At 72.6% G+C, this 19,737-nt stretch carries 18 protein-coding genes; 7 read left to right on the top strand and 11 right to left on the bottom strand.

The window, feature by feature from the left end:
- The first annotated feature begins 335 nt into the window (after positions 1-335).
- Positions 336-623: a DUF3040 domain-containing protein gene (locus C1703_RS03245; RefSeq protein WP_114250444.1), complete on the top strand. Its 288-nt coding sequence runs from the start codon at positions 336-338 to the stop codon at positions 621-623.
- A 22-nt stretch (positions 624-645) separates the two neighbouring features.
- Here the strand turns inward: C1703_RS03245 and C1703_RS03240 are convergent, their stop codons facing one another.
- Entirely contained in the window at positions 646-1,149 is a 504-nt protein-coding gene (locus tag C1703_RS03240) for a hypothetical protein (protein ID WP_114250443.1), read from the bottom strand.
- 261 nt (positions 1,150-1,410) lie between these two features.
- Here C1703_RS03240 and C1703_RS03235 point away from each other — a divergent pair, with 261 nt between their 5' ends.
- The 3 genes from C1703_RS03235 (at position 1,411) to htpG (ending at position 5,354) form a co-directional block, all read left to right on the top strand.
- Positions 1,411-2,145 (top strand): hypothetical protein, encoded by a 735-nt coding sequence (locus C1703_RS03235; protein WP_114250442.1) that lies wholly within the window; start codon positions 1,411-1,413, stop codon positions 2,143-2,145.
- Positions 2,146-2,634: 489 nt separating this feature from the next.
- Positions 2,635-3,351 carry a class F sortase gene (locus C1703_RS03225; protein WP_114250440.1) on the top strand — a complete coding sequence of 239 codons (717 nt, stop codon included), beginning with the start codon at positions 2,635-2,637 and terminating at the stop codon, positions 3,349-3,351.
- 104 nt (positions 3,352-3,455) lie between these two features.
- Positions 3,456-5,354, top strand: a complete 1,899-nt coding sequence (gene htpG, locus C1703_RS03220) for a molecular chaperone HtpG (RefSeq protein WP_114250439.1) — start codon at positions 3,456-3,458, stop codon at positions 5,352-5,354.
- A gap of 548 nt (positions 5,355-5,902) precedes the next feature.
- On the opposite strand, the gene C1703_RS03215 is transcribed toward htpG, so the two are convergent.
- The 3 genes from C1703_RS03215 to C1703_RS03205 form a co-directional block, all read right to left on the bottom strand.
- Positions 5,903-6,154 carry a twin-arginine translocase TatA/TatE family subunit gene (locus tag C1703_RS03215; protein WP_114250438.1) on the bottom strand — a complete coding sequence of 84 codons (252 nt, stop codon included), beginning with the start codon at positions 6,152-6,154 and terminating at the stop codon, positions 5,903-5,905.
- A complete protein-coding gene (locus tag C1703_RS03210; RefSeq protein ID WP_114250437.1) occupies positions 6,142-6,807 on the bottom strand; it encodes a hypothetical protein in 666 nt (221 codons plus the stop codon). Before C1703_RS03210 ends, C1703_RS03215 begins: the two co-directional genes overlap by 13 nt.
- Positions 6,808-6,888: 81 nt before the next feature.
- Positions 6,889-7,464 carry a TerD family protein gene (locus C1703_RS03205; protein ID WP_114250436.1) on the bottom strand — a complete coding sequence of 192 codons (576 nt, stop codon included), beginning with the start codon at positions 7,462-7,464 and terminating at the stop codon, positions 6,889-6,891.
- Between the two features lie 128 nt (positions 7,465-7,592).
- Between C1703_RS03205 and C1703_RS03200 the strand changes: the two genes are divergently transcribed.
- Together C1703_RS03200 and C1703_RS03195 are read left to right on the top strand one after the other, a co-directional pair.
- Complete coding sequence (locus C1703_RS03200; protein WP_031120636.1) at positions 7,593-7,979, top strand: BlaI/MecI/CopY family transcriptional regulator; 387 nt, start codon at positions 7,593-7,595, stop codon at positions 7,977-7,979.
- A gap of 6 nt (positions 7,980-7,985) precedes the next feature.
- Positions 7,986-8,990 (top strand): M56 family metallopeptidase, encoded by a 1,005-nt coding sequence (locus tag C1703_RS03195; RefSeq protein ID WP_114250435.1) that lies wholly within the window; start codon positions 7,986-7,988, stop codon positions 8,988-8,990.
- Positions 8,991-9,009: 19 nt separating this feature from the next.
- On the opposite strand, the gene C1703_RS03190 is transcribed toward C1703_RS03195, so the two are convergent.
- From C1703_RS03190 to C1703_RS03160, 7 genes are all read right to left on the bottom strand, one after another.
- Complete coding sequence (locus C1703_RS03190; RefSeq protein WP_198678072.1) at positions 9,010-10,029, bottom strand: sporulation protein; 1,020 nt, start codon at positions 10,027-10,029, stop codon at positions 9,010-9,012.
- A 178-nt stretch (positions 10,030-10,207) separates the two neighbouring features.
- Positions 10,208-10,582, bottom strand: a complete 375-nt coding sequence (locus tag C1703_RS03185) for a hypothetical protein (RefSeq protein ID WP_114250433.1) — start codon at positions 10,580-10,582, stop codon at positions 10,208-10,210.
- A 163-nt stretch (positions 10,583-10,745) separates the two neighbouring features.
- On the bottom strand, positions 10,746-13,214 hold the full coding sequence (locus tag C1703_RS03180; RefSeq protein ID WP_114250432.1) for a CBM35 domain-containing protein: 2,469 nt from the start codon (positions 13,212-13,214) through the stop codon (positions 10,746-10,748).
- Between the two features lie 100 nt (positions 13,215-13,314).
- On the bottom strand, positions 13,315-14,139 hold the full coding sequence (locus C1703_RS03175) for a carbohydrate ABC transporter permease (RefSeq protein ID WP_114250431.1): 825 nt from the start codon (positions 14,137-14,139) through the stop codon (positions 13,315-13,317).
- Positions 14,136-15,056 carry a sugar ABC transporter permease gene (locus C1703_RS03170; RefSeq protein ID WP_114250430.1) on the bottom strand — a complete coding sequence of 307 codons (921 nt, stop codon included), beginning with the start codon at positions 15,054-15,056 and terminating at the stop codon, positions 14,136-14,138. The genes C1703_RS03175 and C1703_RS03170 overlap by 4 nt, the downstream gene beginning before the upstream one ends.
- 2 nt (positions 15,057-15,058) lie before the next feature.
- On the bottom strand, positions 15,059-16,384 hold the full coding sequence (locus C1703_RS03165; RefSeq protein ID WP_114250429.1) for an ABC transporter substrate-binding protein: 1,326 nt from the start codon (positions 16,382-16,384) through the stop codon (positions 15,059-15,061).
- Between the two features lie 54 nt (positions 16,385-16,438).
- Complete coding sequence (locus C1703_RS03160; protein ID WP_198678071.1) at positions 16,439-17,485, bottom strand: LacI family DNA-binding transcriptional regulator; 1,047 nt, start codon at positions 17,483-17,485, stop codon at positions 16,439-16,441.
- A gap of 105 nt (positions 17,486-17,590) precedes the next feature.
- On the opposite strand from C1703_RS03160, the gene C1703_RS03155 reads away from it, so the two are divergent.
- Positions 17,591-19,723: an alpha-galactosidase gene (locus tag C1703_RS03155; RefSeq protein WP_114250427.1), complete on the top strand. Its 2,133-nt coding sequence runs from the start codon at positions 17,591-17,593 to the stop codon at positions 19,721-19,723.
- Positions 19,724-19,737 lie beyond the last annotated feature (14 nt).

Genomic DNA, 19,737 nt, shown 5'->3' with positions numbered 1-19,737 from the left:
GCGCGGGTGGAATCCGGGGGTGGGCGGGACGCGGGCGTGGACGTGGGCCTGAGCGGGGCCGAGTCCGGCGCGCTGCGTGGCGCAACCCGCCCTCGGGCCGAACACCCGTCACGGTCCGGCGTTCGTGGGGTGCCGTCGCCGGGAAGGATGAGGATTGGGCCCGATGGCGGAAGCCGGAGGAGGAGGGAGAAGCTGAAGCCCTGGTGAGAGCGGCCGTGTCGCGTCTCGGCGGGCTGCCCGTCTCCGCACCCTCACGTGGCCCTCCACCCCACGACTTGCCCTGTCCTCGGCCGTGCCCTGCCTCCGAGCGCCGCAGGGTTCGGGAAGGAGAAGCCGTGCCCCGGTCCGAAGACGAACGCCTGGTCGATCTCGCCGCGCGACTCGAGCGGGAGGACCCCAGATTCGCCCGAGCCCTGCGGACCGGCCGCCCCGCCCGGCCCCGGGAGTACCGGCGTACCGGCGCCTGGTGGGGGCTGGCCCTCGGCGTGACCGTCCTGGGCTGCGGCATCGCCCTGTCCCAGGGGCTGCTCATCGCGGGCGGGCTGGTCCTCGTCGGCATGGCGGCGCAGCTGGTCGACCCGGACCCCACCCGTACGGGGCACCGGGGGCCCGGGCCGCGGTGACGCGCCGCGGGCGCGGGGGACGCTACACGCCGGCCCACTTCCGCAGCAGCGCCTCGCGCTCCTCGCGCGGCGGAGTGCCCCCGGCCGCGTGGTCTCGGCCCCACGCGAGGAGGTCACCGACCTCGGCACGCCCCTCGGCGAGCCGCTCCAGGAGGGCGACGGACAGCTCGTACTCGGACGGCTGGTAGATCCCGCCGGTGACCGCCACGTGCGCGGTGACCTCGACGGTCTCCTCGGCCGTCACCAGTTCCACGAGGAAGGCGGGTGGCAGCTCGCCGCCGCCCGCTGCCACCGCGGCGAGCACGGCGTCGAACGCCATCGACGCCATCCTGCGCGCAGCGGACCGGACGGGTACGCCGTCGGTCCCGATCCGGACCACCTCGTCCCACGCCCAGAACCTGCCCTGACCTGCCCCGAGCGTCTCCACGCCGGCCTCGGTCAGCCGCACCCCGGAGGCCCCTCCCACCGGCTCGGCCCCCACGTACACCGAGTCCTCGCCGATCCAGAACAGGCCGACCATGGCCATGAGCGCCTCCCATGATGATCCGGGCCGGAGCGGTTCCGGCCCGCGTGTCGCCGTAGGAGACGGCACCGGCGGGCCGGAGGTTGCGGACCGTACGGCCGGAGGAAGGGGGCCCGGTGCCGCCGTCAGAGTGCGGTCGTAACCCGAGTGAACGCCCCTGGATGGTGGGACGGAGCGGCATGACTGACGGTGGTTCACGTCGAGGCCGGGTCTCGTGAGCTGGCGAGGCGTCAGCTGCCCGGCTCGCGACGGAAGGATTCACCGATGCGCTCTGCCCGCATGATGCTCGCGACGGCCACGGCCACGGCCGCCCTCGCGATCGCCGCACCCGCCGCCTACGCCGAGGCGATGGGTGACCGGGACCACGACACCACTTCCTACAGCAAGGAGCACCACAAGGACGGCAAACACCACAAGCCGCGCGGCGGAGTACACACGGGTGGCGGAGCCCTGGCCGCCGTGACCGCGGACCACGACCAGGACGGCTCCAGGCACGACAAGGACGCGTTCGGCGACAAGCACGGCAAGGGCGACGAGCACGGCAAGGGCGACGAGCACGGCAAGCACGACGACCACGGGAAGGACTTCGGGCACGGCAAGCACCACAAGCCGCGCGGCGGGGTGCACACCGGTGGCGGAGCGCTGGCCGCGGTGAACGCGGACGACGACTGGGACAACCCCAAGCACGACCCGGACGCCCTCAAGGACGGCGAGCGCGGCGACGACACCTGGAAGGACAAGCACGACGAGGACGCCTACGGGGACAAGCACGACGAGAACGGCAAGCACGAGGACCACGGGAAGCACGACGAGCACGACAAGGGCTCCTGGCACGGCGAGCACGGCAAGCACCACAAGCCGCGCGGCGGTATGCACACCGGTGGCGGCGGGCTGGCCGCCTCGTCGGGTGTGACCGCCGGCGGCCTGGCGATGCTGGCGGTGGCCGGCACCGGCCTGTACGCGCTGCGGCGCCGGAAGGCCTCGCAGGGCGCCGCATGACGGGTGCCTGACCTCATGACCGCTGTGGCCGCCGCACGCGCACTCCGCGTCGCGGCGGTCCGGCTCGTCCGCCCGCGTGCCGCGCCATGTCCGTGCCCGTGCCGTGCCCGCGTGTCGCGTCTGTGCCCGCGTGCTGTGCCGCGTGCTGTGCCCGCGTGCTGGGCCGCGTGCCGCGTGCCGCGTGCCGCGTCCGTGCCCGTGGCAGTGCCCGCGTGCCGTGCGGCGTGCCACGTCCGTGCCCCCGTGCCGTGCCGCGTGCCGCGTGCCGCGTGCCGCGTGCCGCGTCCGTGCCCGTGGCAGTGCCCGCGTGCCGTGCGGCGTGCCACGTCCGTGCCCCCGTGCCGTGCCGCGTGCCGCGTGCCGCGTCCGTGCCCCGAGTGCCCCGGTCCGCGTCCGTGCCCCGAGTGCCCCGGTCCGCGTCCGTGCCCCGCGTGCCGCGTTCGTGCCCGTGTCCGTTCCCGCTGCCGTGCCCGAGTGAGGTGGTTTTCGATGGCAGCCAGCCCTCCTTCCCCCGACGCACCCGATACCGCCCCGTCGAGGCGGCGGCTGCGCACCGCCGTGTCGGTGGTGTGGGCCGTGGCCGCCCTGGCCCTGGCCGTGGGCCTGCTCACCGGCCGCGGCGGGTCGACCGACGCCGGCGGCCCGCCGCACGCCCCGCCGGCCGTCGCGCCCGCCGCCTCGGCCGCGCCCGCCGTTCCCGAGGCGCCGCCCGCGTCCGCGGCCGCGCCGCGGTCCGCCGCGTCCGAGGCCGGCGGTCTGCCGCGGTCCCCGGTCCGCCTGCACATCCCCAAGATCGCGGTCGACGCGCCCTTCACGGATCTCGCCATCGGCCGTTCCGGCCAGCTCGACCCCCCGCCCGCCGACGACACCAACCTCGTCGGCTGGTACGCCGAGGGCCACTCGCCCGGCGAGGCCGGGACCGCGATCATCGCCGGGCACGTCGACACCAAGACGTCCCCGGCCGTGTTCGCCCGGCTCAACGAGCTGCGGAAGGGGGACCGGTTCCACGTGGTGCGAGCCGACGGAAGCAGGGCGGCCTTCGTGGTCGACGACGCGCGGTCCTTCCCCAAGGACGACTTCCCGAGCGAGCGCGTCTACGGCGACACCCCCGACCCCCAGGTCCGCCTCATCACCTGCTCGGGTGCCTACGACCGCCAGGCCCGGGACTACACCGAGAACCTGGTGGTCTTCGCCCACCTCGCCTGATTCCCGGTCTGCCGCCTGACTTGGTGTTTTACAGTGACTGCCACCAGTCCAAGTGACTGCCACCAGTTCAGGCGACTGTGGGACCTGTGAGGTATTCGCGAACCATGACGACCGAAACGTTTGAGTTCCAGGTAGAGGCCCGTCAGCTGCTCCAGCTGATGATCCACTCGGTCTACTCGAACAAGGATGTCTTCCTGCGCGAGCTCGTCTCCAACGCCTCCGACGCGCTCGACAAGCTGCGTCTGGAGAAGCTGCGGGACGACTCGCTCGACGCCGACGTCTCGGACCTGCACATCGAGATCGACGTCGACAAGGAGGCCCGTACCCTCACGGTGCGGGACAACGGCGTCGGGATGTCGTACGACGAGGTCGGACAGCTCATCGGCACCATCGCCAAGTCGGGTACGGCCACCCTCCTGAAGGAGCTGAAGGAGGCCAAGGACGCGGCCGGGGCCGAGGGGCTCATCGGCCAGTTCGGTGTCGGCTTCTACTCCGCCTTCATGGTGGCGGACGAGGTCACACTGGTCACCCGGCGCGCCGGCGAGGGCCAGGGCACCCGCTGGAGCTCCCGCGGCGAGGCCACGTACACCCTGGAGACCGTCGACGACGCCCCGCAGGGCACCTCGGTGACGCTGCACCTCAAGCCCGCCGATCCCGAGAACCAGCTCCACGACTACACCTCGCCGTGGAAGATCCGGGAGATCGTCAAGCGGTACTCGGACTTCATCACGTGGCCGATCCGGATGGTCCCGGAGGCGGGCGAGGGCGACAGCGCGCCCGGGCCCGAGACGCTGAACTCGATGAAGGCCCTGTGGGCGCGCTCGCGCGAGGAGGTGTCCGACGACGAGTACCACGAGCTGTACAAGCACATCAGCCACGACTGGCGCGAGCCGCTGGAGACCATCCGGCTGCAGGCGGAGGGCACCTTCGAGTACCAGGCGCTGCTCTTCGTCCCCTCGCACGCACCGCACGACCTGTTCACGCGGGACTTCCGGCGCGGGGTGCAGCTGTATGTGAAGCGCGTCTTCATCATGGACGACTGCGAGGCGCTGCTGCCGCCGTACCTCCGCTTCGTCAAGGGCGTCGTCGACGCGCAGGACCTCTCGCTCAACGTCTCCCGCGAGATCCTGCAGCAGGACCGGCACATCCGGATGATGCAGCGGCGCCTGACGAAGAAGGTGCTGTCCACGGTCAAGGACTTCATGACCAAGGACGCCGACCGCTACGCCACGTTCTGGCGCGAGTTCGGCACGGTCCTGAAGGAGGGCCTGGTCACCGACTCGGAGAACCGGGACGCCATCCTCGCCGTCGCCTCGTTCGAGACCACCCACGCCGACGACGAGCCGACCACGCTGGCCCGGTACGTGGAGCGGATGAAGGACGGCCAGGAGGACATCTACTACCTCACCGGCGAGTCCCGGCAGAGCATCGAGAACTCCCCGCACATGGAGGCGTTCCGCGACAAGGGCATCGAGGTCCTGCTGCTCACCGACGCGGTCGACGAGGTGTGGGTCGACGCGGTGGGCGAGTACGAGGGCCGGAAGCTGCGGTCCGTCGCCAAGGGCGAGATCGACCTGGACGCCAAGGGGGAGGAGCAGGCCGGCGAGGAGCGGGAGAAGCAGGCCGAGGAGTTCGCCGGGCTGCTCGGCTGGATGCGGGAGCGGCTCGACGAGGACATCAAGGAGGTGCGCCTCTCGACGCGCCTCACCGTCTCCCCGGCCTGCGTCGTCTCCGACGCGCACGACCTGACCCCGGCCCTGGAGAACATGTACCGGGCCATGGGCCAGGAGGTGCCGCGCACCAAGCGGATCCTGGAGCTCAACCCCGGTCACCCGCTGGTGAAGGGCCTCAACCAGGCCTACCAGGAGCGCGAGGACCGCACGGAACTGGAGGAGTCCGCGGAACTGCTCCACACGCTGGCGGTGCTCGCCGAGGGCGGTCAGCCGAAGGACCCGGCGAAGTTCGTCAAGCTGGTGGCGGACCGCCTGGAGCGCACGCTGTAGCCGGGGGACGGACAGCGGTCGTCCGGGAGGCGGGCCAGCCGTGATCCGGGGACGGATCAGCGGCCGTCCGGGGGCGGGCCGGCGGCCGCATGGGCACGGGTCGGCGGTGGTCTGGGGACGGCGGCGGTGGTCCGTGGACGGCGGCGGTGGTCCGGGGGCGGGCCGGCGGCCGCATGGGCACGGGTCGGCGGTGGTCTGGGGACGTCGGCGGTGGTCCGTGGACGTCGGCGGTGGTCCGGGGGCGGGCCGGCGGCCGCATGGGCACGGGTCGGCGGTGGTCCGTGGACGTCGGCGGTGGTCCGGGGGCGGGCCGGCGGTCGTCCGGGCGGGGGTCAGCGGTGGTCCGGGGGCGGGCCGGCGGCCGCTGGGCACGGGTCAGCGGTGGTCCGGGGACGTCGGCGGTGGTCCGGAGGCGGGTCGGCGGTCGTCCGGGGACAGATCAGCGGTGGTCCGGGCGCGGGCCGGCGGTCGTCCGGGGCGGGCCGGCGGTGGTCCTGGGGGCGGGCCAGCCGTGATCCGGGGCGGATCAGCGGTCGTCCGGGTGCGGGTCAGCGGTGGTCCGGGGCGTCCGCCGCACGGGCGCCGGGCGGGGTCGGGCCGGAGCCCGGCGGGACGGTCTCGCCCTGGAGCACCCGCGGCGCGGGGGCCGTGCCCGCCTCCTCGTCGCGTGCGGCGCGGGCCTCGGCCTTGAGGATGCGCGCCGACTTGCCGGCCGAGCGGGCCAGCTCGGGCAGCTTCTTGGCCGCGAGGACGGCTATGACGACGATGAGGATGATCGCGAGCTCGCTCAGTCCGAACATGGTGTCCTGTCCTTTCCGGCCCGGGCCGGGCACGGCGCGAGCGTATCGGGCGGGGAGCACGGCGTGACCGCCGCCTCGGGGTACGGGGTCAGGTGCCGGCGCAGGTGGGGCAGCATGCCGTGGTCGAGCAGCGCCTGCCGCCAGGCCTGCCGGGCGTGCTCCACCTGGTCGGGGGCCGGTGGGACGGCGGGTCTGCCCAGGGCCGTACGCAGCACCGCGGCCAGGGCGACGAGGCCGGTCACGGCCGCCACGAGCGCCAGGGTCCAGCCGGCCGCGACGAGCGAGCCGGGCAGCGGGCCCGGCGCGCCGGCCACCTGGAGCAGGCCGCCGAGCAGCAGCAGCGCCCCGGCGGAGACGGCCGACACGAGCGGGGTGAGCACCGCGAGGGCCGGCAGCAGGCTGCCCGAGCCGAGCGGAGGCGGCGTCTCCCGCCGGGCCGCCCGCCGTACGGCGAGATAGGTCCGGTACGGCTCGCCGGCCGCCGCGGTGATGGCGTCGGCGTGGTCGAGCGCGTGGGCGCGCAGGTGCGCGGCGGCCCGGCCGGTCGGGTCGGGGCGCAGAGCGCCGCGGATCTCCGCGCTGCTCATCGCGAGGTGCAGTACGGCTTCGAAGTCGGCGCGGTCCTCGGGGCTGAGGCGGGACGGTAGGGCCACATGGTCTCCCGGTCGGTTGCTGAGAGGCCGCCGCCGGGCCCGGCCACGCGCTGGCGGGCCCGGCGGCGCGGTCGGTCCGTGTCAGACGTTCACACCGAAGTCGGACGCGATCCCGGCCAGGCCGGAGGCGTATCCCTGGCCGACGGCCCGGAACTTCCACTCGGCGCCGTGCCGGTACAGCTCGCCGAAGACCATCGCGGTCTCCGTGGAGGCGTCCTCGGACAGGTCGTAGCGGGCGATCTCCTGACCGCCCGCCTGGTTGACGACCCGGATGAAGGCGTTGCGGACCTGCCCGAAGCTCTGGCCGCGGTTCTCGGCGTCGTGGATGGAGACCGGGAACACGATCCTGTCGATCCCGGCGGGCACGGCGGCGAGGTTCACCTTGACGCTCTCGTCGTCGCCCTCGCCCTCGCCGGTGAGGTTGTCGCCGGTGTGCTCGACCGAGCCGTCCGGGCTCCTCAGGTTGTTGTAGAAGACGAAGTGCTCGTCCGAGGGGACCTTGCCGGAGGCGTCGAGGAGGAGGGCGGAGGCGTCGAGGTCGTAGTCGGTGCCGGTGGTCGTGCGGACGTCCCAGCCCAGGCCGACCAGGACCGCGGTGAGGCCCGGCGCCTCCTTGCTGAGCGAGACGTTGCCACCCTTGGACAGGGAAACTCCCACGAGGTACTCCTTCTTGACGAGTGCGGTCCCTTAAAATCTACAGCACTGTAGAAGATCCGGGTTCCGGTCCGGCGGATCTATACGATGTCCGCACGGGCGCCGAAGGGCGGCGGAAGGGAGGCAGGGCGGTGACGGATCCCCGGCAGCGTCCCCGGCGGGGACAGGGCGAGCTGGAGGCGCTGGTGCTGTCGGCACTGCGGGAGGCGGACGGTCCGGCCACGGCCGGCTGGGTGCAGGAACGTCTTGGCGGCGACCTCGCGTACACGACGGTGATCACGATCCTCACCCGGCTGCTGGGCAAGGGCGCGGTGACCCGGGAGCGGGTCGGCCGGTCCTTCGCCTGGACGCCCGCCTCGGACCAGGCGGGCCTGGCCGCCCGCAAGATGCGCAAGGTGCTGGACGCCGAGAACGACCGCGGGGCCGTGCTGGCCAGCTTCGTCACCGGCCTCGACCCGGACGACGAGCGACTGCTGCGCGACCTGCTGGATCAGGCCCACGGCGAGGGGGAAGACTGAAGCCTCATGGGGGTGTTCGTCTTTCTTCCGCTGGTGCTGCCGCTCACGGCCTGGCCGGTCGCGCGCCTGGCCGAGCAGCATCTGCATCCGCGTACCGCGACCCGGCTGCTCACCGTGCTGGCGGTGGTGCTGGCGCTGTGCAGCACCGTGTGCCTGGGGCTGGTGATGGTGGTCGGCACCGCCCAGCTGCCCGGCAACCCGCTGCCGGACGGCTGGTCGGACCCCGAGGTACGGGCGGCGGTGCCGTACGACGAGGTCGTCGGCAAGGCCGCCATTCCCGCCCTGTGCGCGGTGGTCGCCGCCTGCGCCCGGACGCTGTGGCGGCACGCCCGGGTGCGCCGCCAGGCCCACCGCGCCCTGACCGGCCTGCCGGACACCGAGGTCGCCGTCCTGCCCGACGGCGTCCCCTACGCGTACGCGCTGCCCGGCGGTGGGCGGAACGGCGGCGGGCGTACCGGCGAGGGTGCTCCGCGCGGCAGGGCCGGCCGCCGCGCCCGGGGCCCGCGTGGGGGGCGTGTCGTGGTGAGTACGGCCCTGCTGGACCGGCTCGGGGCGGCCGAGCGGCGGGCGCTGTTCGCCCATGAGCGGGCGCACCTCGACGCCCGGCACGACCGGTTCCTGCTCGCCGTGCAGCTCGCCGCCCGGGCCAACCCGTTCCTGCGGCCGCTGCGCACCGCCGTGGCGTACACGGCCGAGCGGTGGGCCGACGAGGAGGCGGCCCGGGCGATCGGCAGCCGCCGCACGGTGGCACGCGCCATCGGCACGGCCGCTCTCGTCTCCCGGGGCACCCCGGTGTCCACGCTCGCGGGACTCGCCGCGCCGGGGCCGGTGCCCCGCCGCGTGGCGGCGCTCCTCGGCCCGGCACCGGCCGTGCGCACCTGGCCCCCGGCGTTCACCTCCGTCGGCCTGGCGGCCTGGGGCGCGGCCGCGGGAACGGCCGTGTCGGCGATGTCCTCCGCGAACTCGGCCGTGACGATGGTGCTCATCCTGCACGCGGCCACGCCCCTGTGAGGGCCCCGCCCCTGCGGCGTCAGCCCTCCTCGTCCTCCTCGCCCTCGAAGAAGTCCCCGACCTCGTCGACGACTTCGCCGGCGACCATGCCGCCGACGACCCCGACCGCGAGTCCGGCCGCGCCCGCCGCGACGGCGGTGCCCATGCCCGGGCCGGAGCGGTGGCCGTCGTGGTGGTGCGCGTCGTGCCCGTGACCGCCCGGGCCGAACGCGGCGGGGGAGCCGTGGCCCAAGGGGGCGGCGTAGCCCGTGGGGGAGCCGTACGACGCCCGGTGCGCGACCAGCTGCCGCATCCAGCCGTCGACGATCGCCGGCCAGTCCTGCTGCCCGACCCCCTCGTGGGAGACGGTGAAGCGGGTGAGCGCGTCCTGGCCCGGCGACAGGAAGCCGCCCCGCTTGTCCGCCTCCAGCACCACGTCCACGCCCCCCGGGTTCGCCAGGAACGTCAGCTCGATCTCGTTGACCTGCTGCGCGTAGGCGGGCGAGGGGACGAGCTCGATCTCCTGGTAGAAGGGCAGCCGCTGGCCCGTGCCGCCGATGCGCCCGTACTCCAGGTCGGCCGACCGGAAACCGAACCCGAGCCCGCCGAGGGCTTCGAGCACGGCCTCCTGCACGGGCAGCGGCGCGACGGTCAGCTGGTCCAGGTCGCCCTTGTCCTTCGCGCCCGCCACCGACAGCTCGGTGCGCACCCCGAGGACGATGCCCAGGCTCTGGCCGTGCAGTTCCGTGACCGGTGTCTCCCACGGCACGGTCACGCTGAACGGCACGCTGCGCTGCTCGCCCTCGGCGAGCCGGAAGCCGCCGCCGACGGTGAAACGGTCGAAGGCCACGACGCCCTCGCTCTCACCGCCGTCGTGCTCGGCCTCGACCCGGGCCACCAGCTCCAGGGTGATGTGCTCGATGTCGAAGTCGGCTTTGCCGCCGGCCAGGTGGACCTGGCCGGTGAGCGTGCCGCCGGGGCGGACGGGGGCCGGGTCGAGAACCGTGTCGACCGTGGGGCCGCCCACACCGAGCGCGCCGAGCAGTCGTTTGAACACCATGGTGGCGTCCACTCCTTCACGTGCGTGTACTTGCTTCTACAGGCATGTAGAAGCATAGGGGTGCGGGTGACGGGATGTCATGCGGGGCCCCCGGCGGGGCGCGCGGACGGCCGGAACACGACAGTGCCGCAGCCCGCCTCCTCGGCGGACTGCGGCACTGTCACGGGCCGACCCGAGGTCAGCAGTTGCGCACCGGATCGGTCTCGCTGTAGATCGCGGTGTCCTTCATGTAGCCGAGTTTGCCGTTGTCGGCCACGGTCAGCAGCCAGCGGGTCGGGTGCGGCCCGCCGACCCAGGCCTGGCCGTCCAGCTTGCAGTAGAACCAGCTGGGGTTGGAGTGCATGTATCCGACCACCTTGGTGGGGTCGGGGTAGATGCGGTTGTTGCCGATGTATCCGTACACCGCCGCGCCGGACACGTTGCGGCACCAGGAGCGGATGCCGTCCCCGTCCGCCCAGCAGTTGTCGGCGGCGGAGGCGCTGGGCGCCATCGCGACGCCCAGGCCGGTCGCCAGGACCGTCGCCGCCAGGGCCGAGCCGAGCTTCGTGCGCATGGGACTCCCCGTTGTCGTGGCCCGAACCGGGCCGTCGTCATGGCCGCCTGGTCGTGCGGCGGCCATGACAACAGACGGTGCGTGGCGGCAATCCGGTTGCGGAGGACGCCATTCGATCCTCCGCAACCGTCACTCCGTCAACCGTCGCCCCGCACCGCGGGAATCAGCCCGCGACCCGGCCCAGCTCGATCCGGTCGATGTTCGGCGCCCAGGCGCTCGCGTTGCCGAACGTCACCGTGTTGGCGCCCTTCTTCAGGTCGACCGGGACGCCGACGGTCCAGTAGTCGTCCCAGCTCCAGGTGTTCTTGAAGGTGACCTTCACCGGCGCGCCGGACCCGACCGTGAGGTCGGCGGTACGGGACATGATGTCCGTGTTGTAGGCGTGGCCGTTGTCCCGGCGGTCGTTGTGCGCGTAGTGGACGACCAGCAGGTAGCGTCCGGAGCGGGGCGCGTCCACCGTGAACGTCGCGGTGCTGGAGGGGCTGTTGCCGAGCCAGCCGATGTACGAGCCGGCGGAGGCGTGCGGGGATTCGACGAGCTTGGCCCCGCCGGCGAGCGTCGCCGAGGCGCCCTCGTAGGAGAGGGTGCCGGTGGCCGAGCCGTCGCCGGTGACGTCCAGGGAGCGCACGGCGGCGTGGCCCGACGTCATCGCGATCCGGTTGTTGCCCGCGACCAGGTAGAGCCGCAGCGGCCGGCCGGGCGCCGCCGTGACCGTCTCGCCGTGCAGCGCGAGCTTCACCGCCGCCGTGGAGCGGGGCGTCACCGTGTAGTAGCCGTCGCGCGGGGCGTGGACGTCGAAGACCGCCTTGTCGCCCGGGCGCAGGACCAGGGCGCCCGTGCCCACCCCGGCCGACGACGCGTAGTCGTACGACGGCCGGCCGCTGATGTCCGCGAGCGTGGCCTCGTACGAGGCGGAGGCCGCGCCCGTACGGGTCGTCAGGTCGATCCGGTCGAGGGTGACCTCGGCGTCGCCCTTGGACAGGGTCAACTGGTGTGTTCCCGCCTTCAGTTGGAGGGTGACGTCCTTCTTGGCGCGGTAGGTCCAGTTCTCCGTGGAGGGGTAGGAGACCGTCACCGGGTCGGCGCCGTCGACCGACAGCTTCTGGGTGGCCGGGCCGCCGGACTGGTTGCCGTACAGGATCGCCAGGTCGTACGTGCCGTCCTTCGGCACCGTCACCGAGAAGGCCACCTTGCTGCCGGGCTGGTTGAGCGAGCCGACGTCCTTGGTGCCGGAGGCCGCGTAGCCGTTGGCGTTCTGCACGGTGCCCTGCGTGTAGACCTTGCCGTCGGTGATGGCCGCGTCCTCGGCCTCGTACGACGCCGACCACGGGACGGAGGCCGCGGCCGGGGTGCCCGAGCCGCCCGGGGTGAGGACGATCCGGTAGGCCGACATCTTCTGCATCCCGCGCAGCGGGACGGTCACCGAACCGTCGTCCGCCACCTTCGCCTTGGTGCGCGCGAGGACCCGCGGCGCCGCGTGCTGACCCTCGTAGCCGGACCACGCGGCCTCGGCGACGGTCGCGGTGACCGTGCGGCCGAACACGGAGCGGGGGACGTTGCGCACGACCACGTCCGCGTCACCGGCGGAGCCGCCGAGCAGCACCTGTGCCTGGCGGCGGGAGGTGTCGAGGGAGGCGAGCCCCTGGAGGGTGTCGATGGTGTTCGGCTGCGGCGGCGTCACCTTCACGGTGTTCCCGGTCAGGCCCGCGTACCAGCGGAACAGCCACCAGCCGCCGTTGGGGATGTTGGAGCGCACCACGTGGCCGCTGAGGTTGCCGGCGGCGTCCCAGTAGGCCATGTTCGCGTACACCTTGTTGCGTTCGAACATGGACACCCACTGCACGAGCTGCCCGGGCACGGACAGGTCGCGGCGGTTGGCGTACTCGTCGATGTTGATCTTCAGCGGGGCGACGCCCGCCTCGCGCTCCAGCTTGCGGTAGTCGTCGTAATGGGCCTGGAAGTCGCGCAGTGAGCCGGAGCCCAGCTCGTGCCAGGTCATGATCTGGGGCAGCACGTTCTCCCGCTTGGCGAAGGCGAGGAAGTCCTTCAGCAGGCGCGTGTGGTAGGCGGCTTCGTTGGGTCCGGCGACGCGCGCGTCCGGGGCGATCGCGCGGATGCGGTGGTACACCGTCTTCCAGTCCTGGAAGAACCGGTCCCGGTTCTTCTCGTACTGCGCCTGGTCGGCGACGTCGAGCTTGTACCAGATCTGGTCGGGCTCGTTGAACGGGATGTAGACGAAGCGGTCGCTGTTCGGGTCGGCCGATATCTCCTTGACGATCTTGTCGACCTTGGGGAGGTAGTCGTCGATGCCGAGGTCCTCGTAGGGCCACTTGGCATAGACGTCCTGCATCATCACGTTGATCTCGCCGCCGCCGTTGCGGAAGAACGACTTGGAGACCGTGAGCGCGTCGCCGTTGGGGTGCTGGGCGCCGCCCTCGGGCTTCTGCGAGACGCTGGTGATCTTCAGGGGCGCCATCGCGGCGTCGCTGGGCACGCCGTCGTCGCTGAGCCCGTAGAGGGAGCCGTTGGCGCCGAGCATCACCGGGCCTTCGGAGGACTTGAGGTCGACGGTGAGGCGCTGCGGTTCGGCCGCGGCTGCCGCGGATCCTGCCGCGGGGAGGGTGGCTGCCATGGCGGCTGCTCCAAGTAGTGCTGTGATCAGGGCGGTTCTGGTACGGGATCTCGGACGGACTCGCGTGCGGGTGGGGGTGATCACGCTGCTGGACCTCCAGTCACTTGACGGCTCCACTGGTGATTCCGGACACGATCTTTCGCTGGCCGACGAGGAAGACGGCGACCATGGGCAGGCTCATCACCACGACGTACGCGAAGACGAGGTGCCAGTTGTTCAGGTAGAGCTGTGCGCTGGCGACCTGGTAGAGGTTGAGCGGCAGGGTCGCCCGGTCTCCGCCGCCGAGGACGAAGAACGCGTAGAAGACGTCGCTCCAGGCGTAGAGCATCACCATGATCGTCGCGGTGGCGATCACCGGCCGGAGCAGGGGCAGCACGATCCGCCAGAAGATCCGTGACGGCGACGCCCCGTCCATCCGGGCCGCCTCCTCCAGTTCCATGGGGATGGCCCGGATGAAGCCCGTCATGAAGAAGATCGACGTGGACAGGTACATGCCGGTGTACACGGCGATCATGCCGGGGCGCGTGTTCGCCAGGCCCAGTTGCCGCAGCTCCATCACGATGGTGATGACGGCGGGCGGCAGCAGCAGGCCGCTGATGCACAGCGCGTACGCCGCCGAGACCAGCTTGGACTTGCGGCGGGCGAACACCCAGGCGGCGCCCGCGCCCAGGATCAGCACCAGGACCACCGAAGGCACCACGACCAGCAGTGAGTTGAGGAAGCCGCGCAGCATCTCGCCCTGGCCGACGGCGTCCGCGTAGTTGGCGGAGGGCTGCCAGTGCCGGGGCAGGTCGAGGTTCGGCCTGATGGCCTCGGCCTGCGGCTTGGCCGAGGTGACGGCCACCAGCCACAGCGGCACGCCCACGGCCAGGGCGGCGAGCAGGACGACGAGGGACGGGCGGCCGTACCGCCACAGCGCGGTCACAGCAGCTGCTCCCTTCGCCGCAGCCCCACGACCAGCGGGATCGCCACCGCGACCACCACCAGGAACAGGACGAGGCTCATCGCGGAGGCCTGGGCGTACAGGCCCTGCCCGAAGATCCGGAACATGTAGATGTTGAAGACCTCGGTGGAGGCCGCGGGGCCGCCGCCCGTCGTGGCCTGCACGATGTCGAAGGTGTTCATCGAACCGATCAGCGCCGTGGTGACGTTGAAGGTGACGGCCGGCGCGAGCATCGGCCAGCGCACCGACCGGAAGGTCCGCCACGGCCCGGCGCCGTCCATCCGGGCGGCCTCCAGCATGTCACCGGGAATGCCCTTGAGCCCCGCCAGATAGATCAGCATCGACAGACCCATCCACTTCCAGCCGTGGATGAGCGTGACGATCACCAGCGTCCAGGTCGTCGACCCCAGCCACGGGACGTCCGTGCCGAGCAGGGAGTTGAGCGCCCCGTCCTGGTCGAGCAGCGCCTGGAAGACGTAGCCGGTGGCCAGGGCGGAGATCAGCACCGGCAGGAAGAAGACGGCCCGGAAGAACCGGTTGAAGCGGCTGTCGTCCTCCAGCAGCAGCGCCAGCGCGAGCCCGAAGCCGTTCTGGAACAGCGCCGCCAGCAGCGCGTACACCAGGGTCGTCCGGATCGCCCGCAGCAGCGAGCCGTCCTCGGCGACGGTCCTGAAGTTGTCCAGGCCCGTGAACGCGATGTCCGCGTGGTACGAGGACCAGTTGGTGAACGGGTAGTAGAAGTTGAGCAGGTTGGGCACCAGGAAGAAGCCCGCGAAGACGGCGATCGCGGGCAGCGCGAACCACCAGGGGTGGTGCACGGCCGCGCGTGGCAGCCGCCCCACCTTCTTCGGCGCGCCCCTGACCGGCGCGGGCTCGGTACGTACGGCCGTGTCCGCCATCGTCAGAACCCTGGCGCGCCCTGGGCCTTGGCCACCTGCGCGAACTGGTCCTGGATCGCCTGCGCGACCTGCTGCGGGCTCTTCTTGCCGAAGATCATGTCAGCCAGGTAGAGGTGCGTGTCCGGGGCGACGATCGCCTTGGCCTGGAAGACGCCGATGGCCTTGGGCAGGGCCGCCACCTGGGCCTTGGACGTCTCGGGCAGGCCGTCGGGCGTGGGCACGGACGGCTGCACGGAGGGGATCTTCATCGTCCTGATGTAGTCCGGGTAGTCCGGGCCGAGCCAGAAGGCGAGGAACTGCCGGGCCGCGTTCTGCCGCCTGTCGTCACCGGTCCTGAAGGCGACGACACCGTTGGTCTGGTCGGGGGAGTACAGGCCGGTGGCCGAGGAGTTGGCGACGGGGAACCAGCCGATCTTCTGGTCGATCTCGGCCGTGGAGTACTTGGCCTGCAACTGGCTCTGGAAGGAGGTGACGTTGAGGACCATGCCGGCCTCGCCCTTCCACAGGGCGTCGGCCTGCCCGGTGAAGGTGCCCGTCCGGTAGTTCTTCTGGGCGAGCCCCGCGTCGAGCAGCTTCTCCTTGTACTTCTTGATCGCGCCGACGACGACCGGGTCGGTCCACTTCTTCTTGCCGGCGTTCAGATCGGCCCACCACCGCTGGTCGAGGTCGGTGAGCTGGACCTGCATCTGCCACTGCAGCGGCCACTTGTCGCCGCCGGCCTCGTAGAAGGCGGCCGCGTCGGTCTTGTCGACGACCGTGCGGCCGAGGGCGAGCAGGTCGTCGTAGGACCGGGGGAAGTCCTTCTCGCTCAGCCCGGCCTTCCTGAAGACGTCCTTGTTGTAGTAGACGCCGAGCATGGCGGGGCTGGTGACGATCGCCGCGTACCGCTTGCCGTCGATGACGCCGAGGGACCTCTCGGTGTCGCCGAGCTCGGAGACCCACGGCTCGCCGTCGAGCGTCAGGAGGTTCTGCTTCGGCTGGATGAACGGCAGCGTGGAAATGGACGGCTGCCAGAACATCAGGTCGGGGCGGTCGCCGGAGGCCAGCTTCGTCGGCACGTTCTGCTCGTAGAGGTCCGGGATCGCCTGGGTGTCGACCGTGGCGCCGGTGGCCTTCTCGAAGGCGTCGATGACCTGCTGGGGCGCGTTCACCGTGTTCTGCGCCGTCCACATGGTCAGCTTCACGCCGTCGAGGCGGGCGGTCGGGTTCACCGCCGTCTGTTTCGCGTCGTCCGAACCGGAGTCCCCGGCGGTCGGATCACTGCACGCGGTGGCGGCCAGGCCGGCGGCGCAGACCAGCGCCAGGGCGGGGAGAGCTCTTCTCTTCATCACGTGCCTTTCCGAAAGCAGGCGGTTCGGATCAGGAACAACTGCTGGACTGGATCAGGGTGTTCGGCGACCGGCGGGCGGCGGGCCCGAGGTCTCCCGCACCACCAGTTCCGGCACGGACACCGGATGCGGGGCGACCGGCGCCGACTCCTCCAGCGCCCCGTGCAGCAGGCCGAACGCGGCCCGCCCGAGGCCGGTGAAGTCCAGGCGTACGGTCGTCAGGGACGGGGTGAGGAACGCGGAGTGAGGGGCGTCGTCGAAACCGGCGACGCTCACCTCGCCCGGCACCGGGCGGCCCGCCTCGTGCAGGGCCCGCAGCACGCCGAGCGCGAGATCGTCGTTGCCGCACAGGATCGCGGTGACGGACGGGTCCTTCGCGAGCTTCAAACCCGCGGCGTGACCGCCCGCCGGGCCCCAACTGCTCTGCACAGGGCGGGGTTCGGGAGCGCCGGCCTCCTTGAGCGCCTGCCGCCAGCCGCTGGTGCGGGCGCTGGTGCGGCGGGTGCTGGACGGGATGGCGACGTAGTGCACGGTCTCGTGGCCGAGGGCGAGCAGATGGCGGGTCGCCTGGTAGGCGGCCTCGCGGTCGTCGGCCCACACCCAGGGACTCTCGCCGGCGGGCGGGCTCGCCGGGGTCTCGACCACGCCCACGACCGGCAGCCCGGCGGGCACGGCCTCCAGCGCCCGCACACCGGCCGGATCGTAGGCGATCACGATCAGTCCGCCGCCCGCGTCCGCCGCGCGCTGCACCTCCGCCGCCACGGCCGCGTCCTCGGCGGACTCCAGGACCCCGATCCCCACCGCGTACGACGCGGCGCGGGCGGCCTCCTCGATGCCCTGCAGGATCGAGGCGTAGCCGTAGTGCGTGGTGTTCGCGGTGAGCACGGTCACGGCCCGGCTGCGGCCGCTGGCCAGGGCGAGGGCGGTCGCGTTGCGGCGGAAGCCCAGCTCGTCGATGGCGGCGAGCACCCGCTCCCGGGTGGACGGCCGGACGCTGGGATGGCCGTTGATCACCCGCGAGACGGTCTGGTAGGAGACGCCCGCCGCGGTCGCGACGTCCCTGATGCTCGCCGGGCGCCTTGTGTGACCGGTCACATTCATGCGAGGATTGTGACCGGTCACACATGGGTCGTCAAGAGACCGTAACGAGGGATTCACGCGGACCGCCGCCCCCGGCAACGGGGCGGGGCCAGGAGGGGGAGCACCTTGACCGGCACGGCGGATGCGGCGCGCACAGCCTCCAACCAGCGGCAGGACGAGTTCACTTGGGGGCACGAGGCGCTCGGCGCCCGGTTCGCGGTGGCCGCCGACGGGACCCTCCGGCTGGTCCGGCTCGCCCGCCCCGGCGACGAGCGGCCCGCCGACCCGGCCGCCGCCCTCCCGCTCGTGGAACTCACCGCCCTCGGCCACGGCAGCGGCTGGTCCGGCCCCCGCTTCACCGGCACGGCCTTCGGGTCGCGGCTCGCCTACCGGACCCACCGCACGGGCAGCCGGGACGGCTGGGAGTGGCTGACCGTCGAACTCCACGACCCCAGCACCGGGTTGACGGCCTTCGCCGACCTCACGTCACCGGCCGGACTGCCCGTCCTCCGTTCCCGCGTCCGGCTCCGCAACGACGGCCGCGAGCCCTTCGTCGTCCAGTCCGTCAGCAGCCTCCTGCTCGGCGGCCTGCCCGCCCCGGACGCCCTCGACGTCCACCGGGCCCGCAACGACTGGCTCGCCGAGTGCCGTTGGTACACCGAGCCGCTGCGCGCCTCCGTCGCCGACATCAACACCGACGTCCACGAGCACGACAGCCGGGCCGCCCTCCTCCTCACCGGGCGCGGCAGCTGGCCCACCGACGGCCATCTGGCCATGGGCGCCCTGACCGAGCGGTACGGCGGCCGGGCCTGGGTCTGGCAGGTGGAGTCCCCGGCCGGCTGGCGCTGGGACCTCGGCGAACGCGCCCACGGCAGCTACCTGGCGCTGAACGGGCCGACGGACGCGGAACACCAGTGGCGGGTCCGGCTCGCCCCGGGCGAGGAGTTCACCACCGTGCCCGGCGCCCTGGCCCTCGGCCCGGACCTCGACGCCGCGCTGGGCGCCCTGACCTCCTACCGCCGGGCGATCCGCCGCCCCCACCCGGACCACACCGCCCTGCCCGTCGTCTTCAACGACTACATGAACACCCTGATGGGCGACCCGACCACGGCCAAGCTGCTGCCGCTGATCGACGCCGCCGCCGACGCCGGAGCCGAGTACTTCTGCATCGACTCCGGCTGGTACGACGACGACACCCGGGGCTGGTGGGACAGCGTCGGCGCCTGGCAGCCCTCGCCGCGCCGCTTCCCCGACGGCGGCATCCAGGCGGTCCTGGACCGGATCCGGGAGCGCGGGATGGTGCCCGGGCTGTGGCTGGAGCCCGAGGTCGTCGGGGTGCGCAGCCCCGTCGCGGCCCAGCTGCCCGACGAGGCGTTCTTCCAGCGCGACGGCGTGCGCCTCACCGAGCAGGGCCGCCACCAGCTCGACCTGCGGCACCCGGCCGCCCGCGCCCACCTCGACAAGACGGTCGACCGGATCGTCGGCGACTGGGGGGTGGGCTACCTCAAGCTGGACTACAACATCGTCGTCGACCCGGGCACGCAGGCACCCGGCGACCTCGCACCGGGAGCGGGGCTGCTCGGCCACGCCCACGCCTACCTCGACTGGCTGTCCGGCGTCCTGGACCGCCACCCGGGGCTGGTCGTCGAGAACTGCGCCTCGGGCGGCATGCGCATGGACGGCGCCACCCTCGCCGTCGCCCAGCTCCAGTCCACCAGCGACCAGCAGGACCCGCTGCGCTACCCGCCCATCGCCGCCGCCGCGCCGACCGCGGTCCCGCCCGAACAGGGCGCCGTCTGGGCCTACCCGCAGCCCGGGTTCGACGACGACCTGATCTCGTGGACCCTCGGCGGGGCACTGCTCGGCCGCATCCACCTCTCCGGCCACCTCGACCGCATGGCGGACCGCCAACTGGCCCTCGTCCGGGACGCCGTGGAGGTCTACAAGTCGATCCGCGGGGACCTCGCCCGGGCCCTGCCGTTCTGGCCGCTCGGCCTGCCCGGCTGGACGGACGAGTGGCTGGCCCTCGGCCTGCGCGTCCCCGGCGAGGCGGTGACGTACCTGTCGGTGTGGCGGCGCGGCGGGCCGTCCGGACGGCGCCTGCCGGTCCGGCACCTCGCGGGCGGCGCCGTCCGCGCGGACGTCCTGCATCCCCGTGCGGCGCGGGCCGGCCAGGCCGTCTGGGAGGGCGACGCCCTGACGGTGAACGTGCCGGACACACCCGGAGTGCTGCTCGTCCGGCTCACGCCGGGGGTGTAGGCCGGGTGGCTCGA

Source organism: Streptomyces sp. Go-475 (assembly GCF_003330845.1).
In the GTDB taxonomy this organism is placed as follows: Bacteria; Actinomycetota; Actinomycetes; order Streptomycetales; family Streptomycetaceae; genus Streptomyces.
The sequence above is the reverse complement of the archived record's forward strand: the minus strand, read 5'-3'. Positions and strand labels throughout refer to the sequence as shown.

Coding starts and splice junctions, on each gene's coding strand:
- C1703_RS03240 (WP_114250443.1), bottom strand. CDS start 1,149: ATGGCCATGGTCGGCCTGTTCTGGATCGGCGAGGACTCGGTGTACGTG.
- C1703_RS03235 (WP_114250442.1), top strand. CDS start 1,411: ATGCGCTCTGCCCGCATGATGCTCGCGACGGCCACGGCCACGGCCGCC.
- C1703_RS03225 (WP_114250440.1), top strand. CDS start 2,635: ATGGCAGCCAGCCCTCCTTCCCCCGACGCACCCGATACCGCCCCGTCG.
- htpG (WP_114250439.1), top strand. CDS start 3,456: ATGACGACCGAAACGTTTGAGTTCCAGGTAGAGGCCCGTCAGCTGCTC.
- C1703_RS03215 (WP_114250438.1), bottom strand. CDS start 6,154: ATGTTCGGACTGAGCGAGCTCGCGATCATCCTCATCGTCGTCATAGCC.
- C1703_RS03195 (WP_114250435.1), top strand. CDS start 7,986: ATGGGGGTGTTCGTCTTTCTTCCGCTGGTGCTGCCGCTCACGGCCTGG.
- C1703_RS03190 (WP_198678072.1), bottom strand. CDS start 10,029: ATGGTGTTCAAACGACTGCTCGGCGCGCTCGGTGTGGGCGGCCCCACG.
- C1703_RS03185 (WP_114250433.1), bottom strand. CDS start 10,582: ATGCGCACGAAGCTCGGCTCGGCCCTGGCGGCGACGGTCCTGGCGACC.
- C1703_RS03180 (WP_114250432.1), bottom strand. CDS start 13,214: ATGGCAGCCACCCTCCCCGCGGCAGGATCCGCGGCAGCCGCGGCCGAA.
- C1703_RS03170 (WP_114250430.1), bottom strand. CDS start 15,056: ATGGCGGACACGGCCGTACGTACCGAGCCCGCGCCGGTCAGGGGCGCG.
- C1703_RS03165 (WP_114250429.1), bottom strand. CDS start 16,384: ATGAAGAGAAGAGCTCTCCCCGCCCTGGCGCTGGTCTGCGCCGCCGGC.
- C1703_RS03160 (WP_198678071.1), bottom strand. CDS start 17,485: ATGAATGTGACCGGTCACACAAGGCGCCCGGCGAGCATCAGGGACGTC.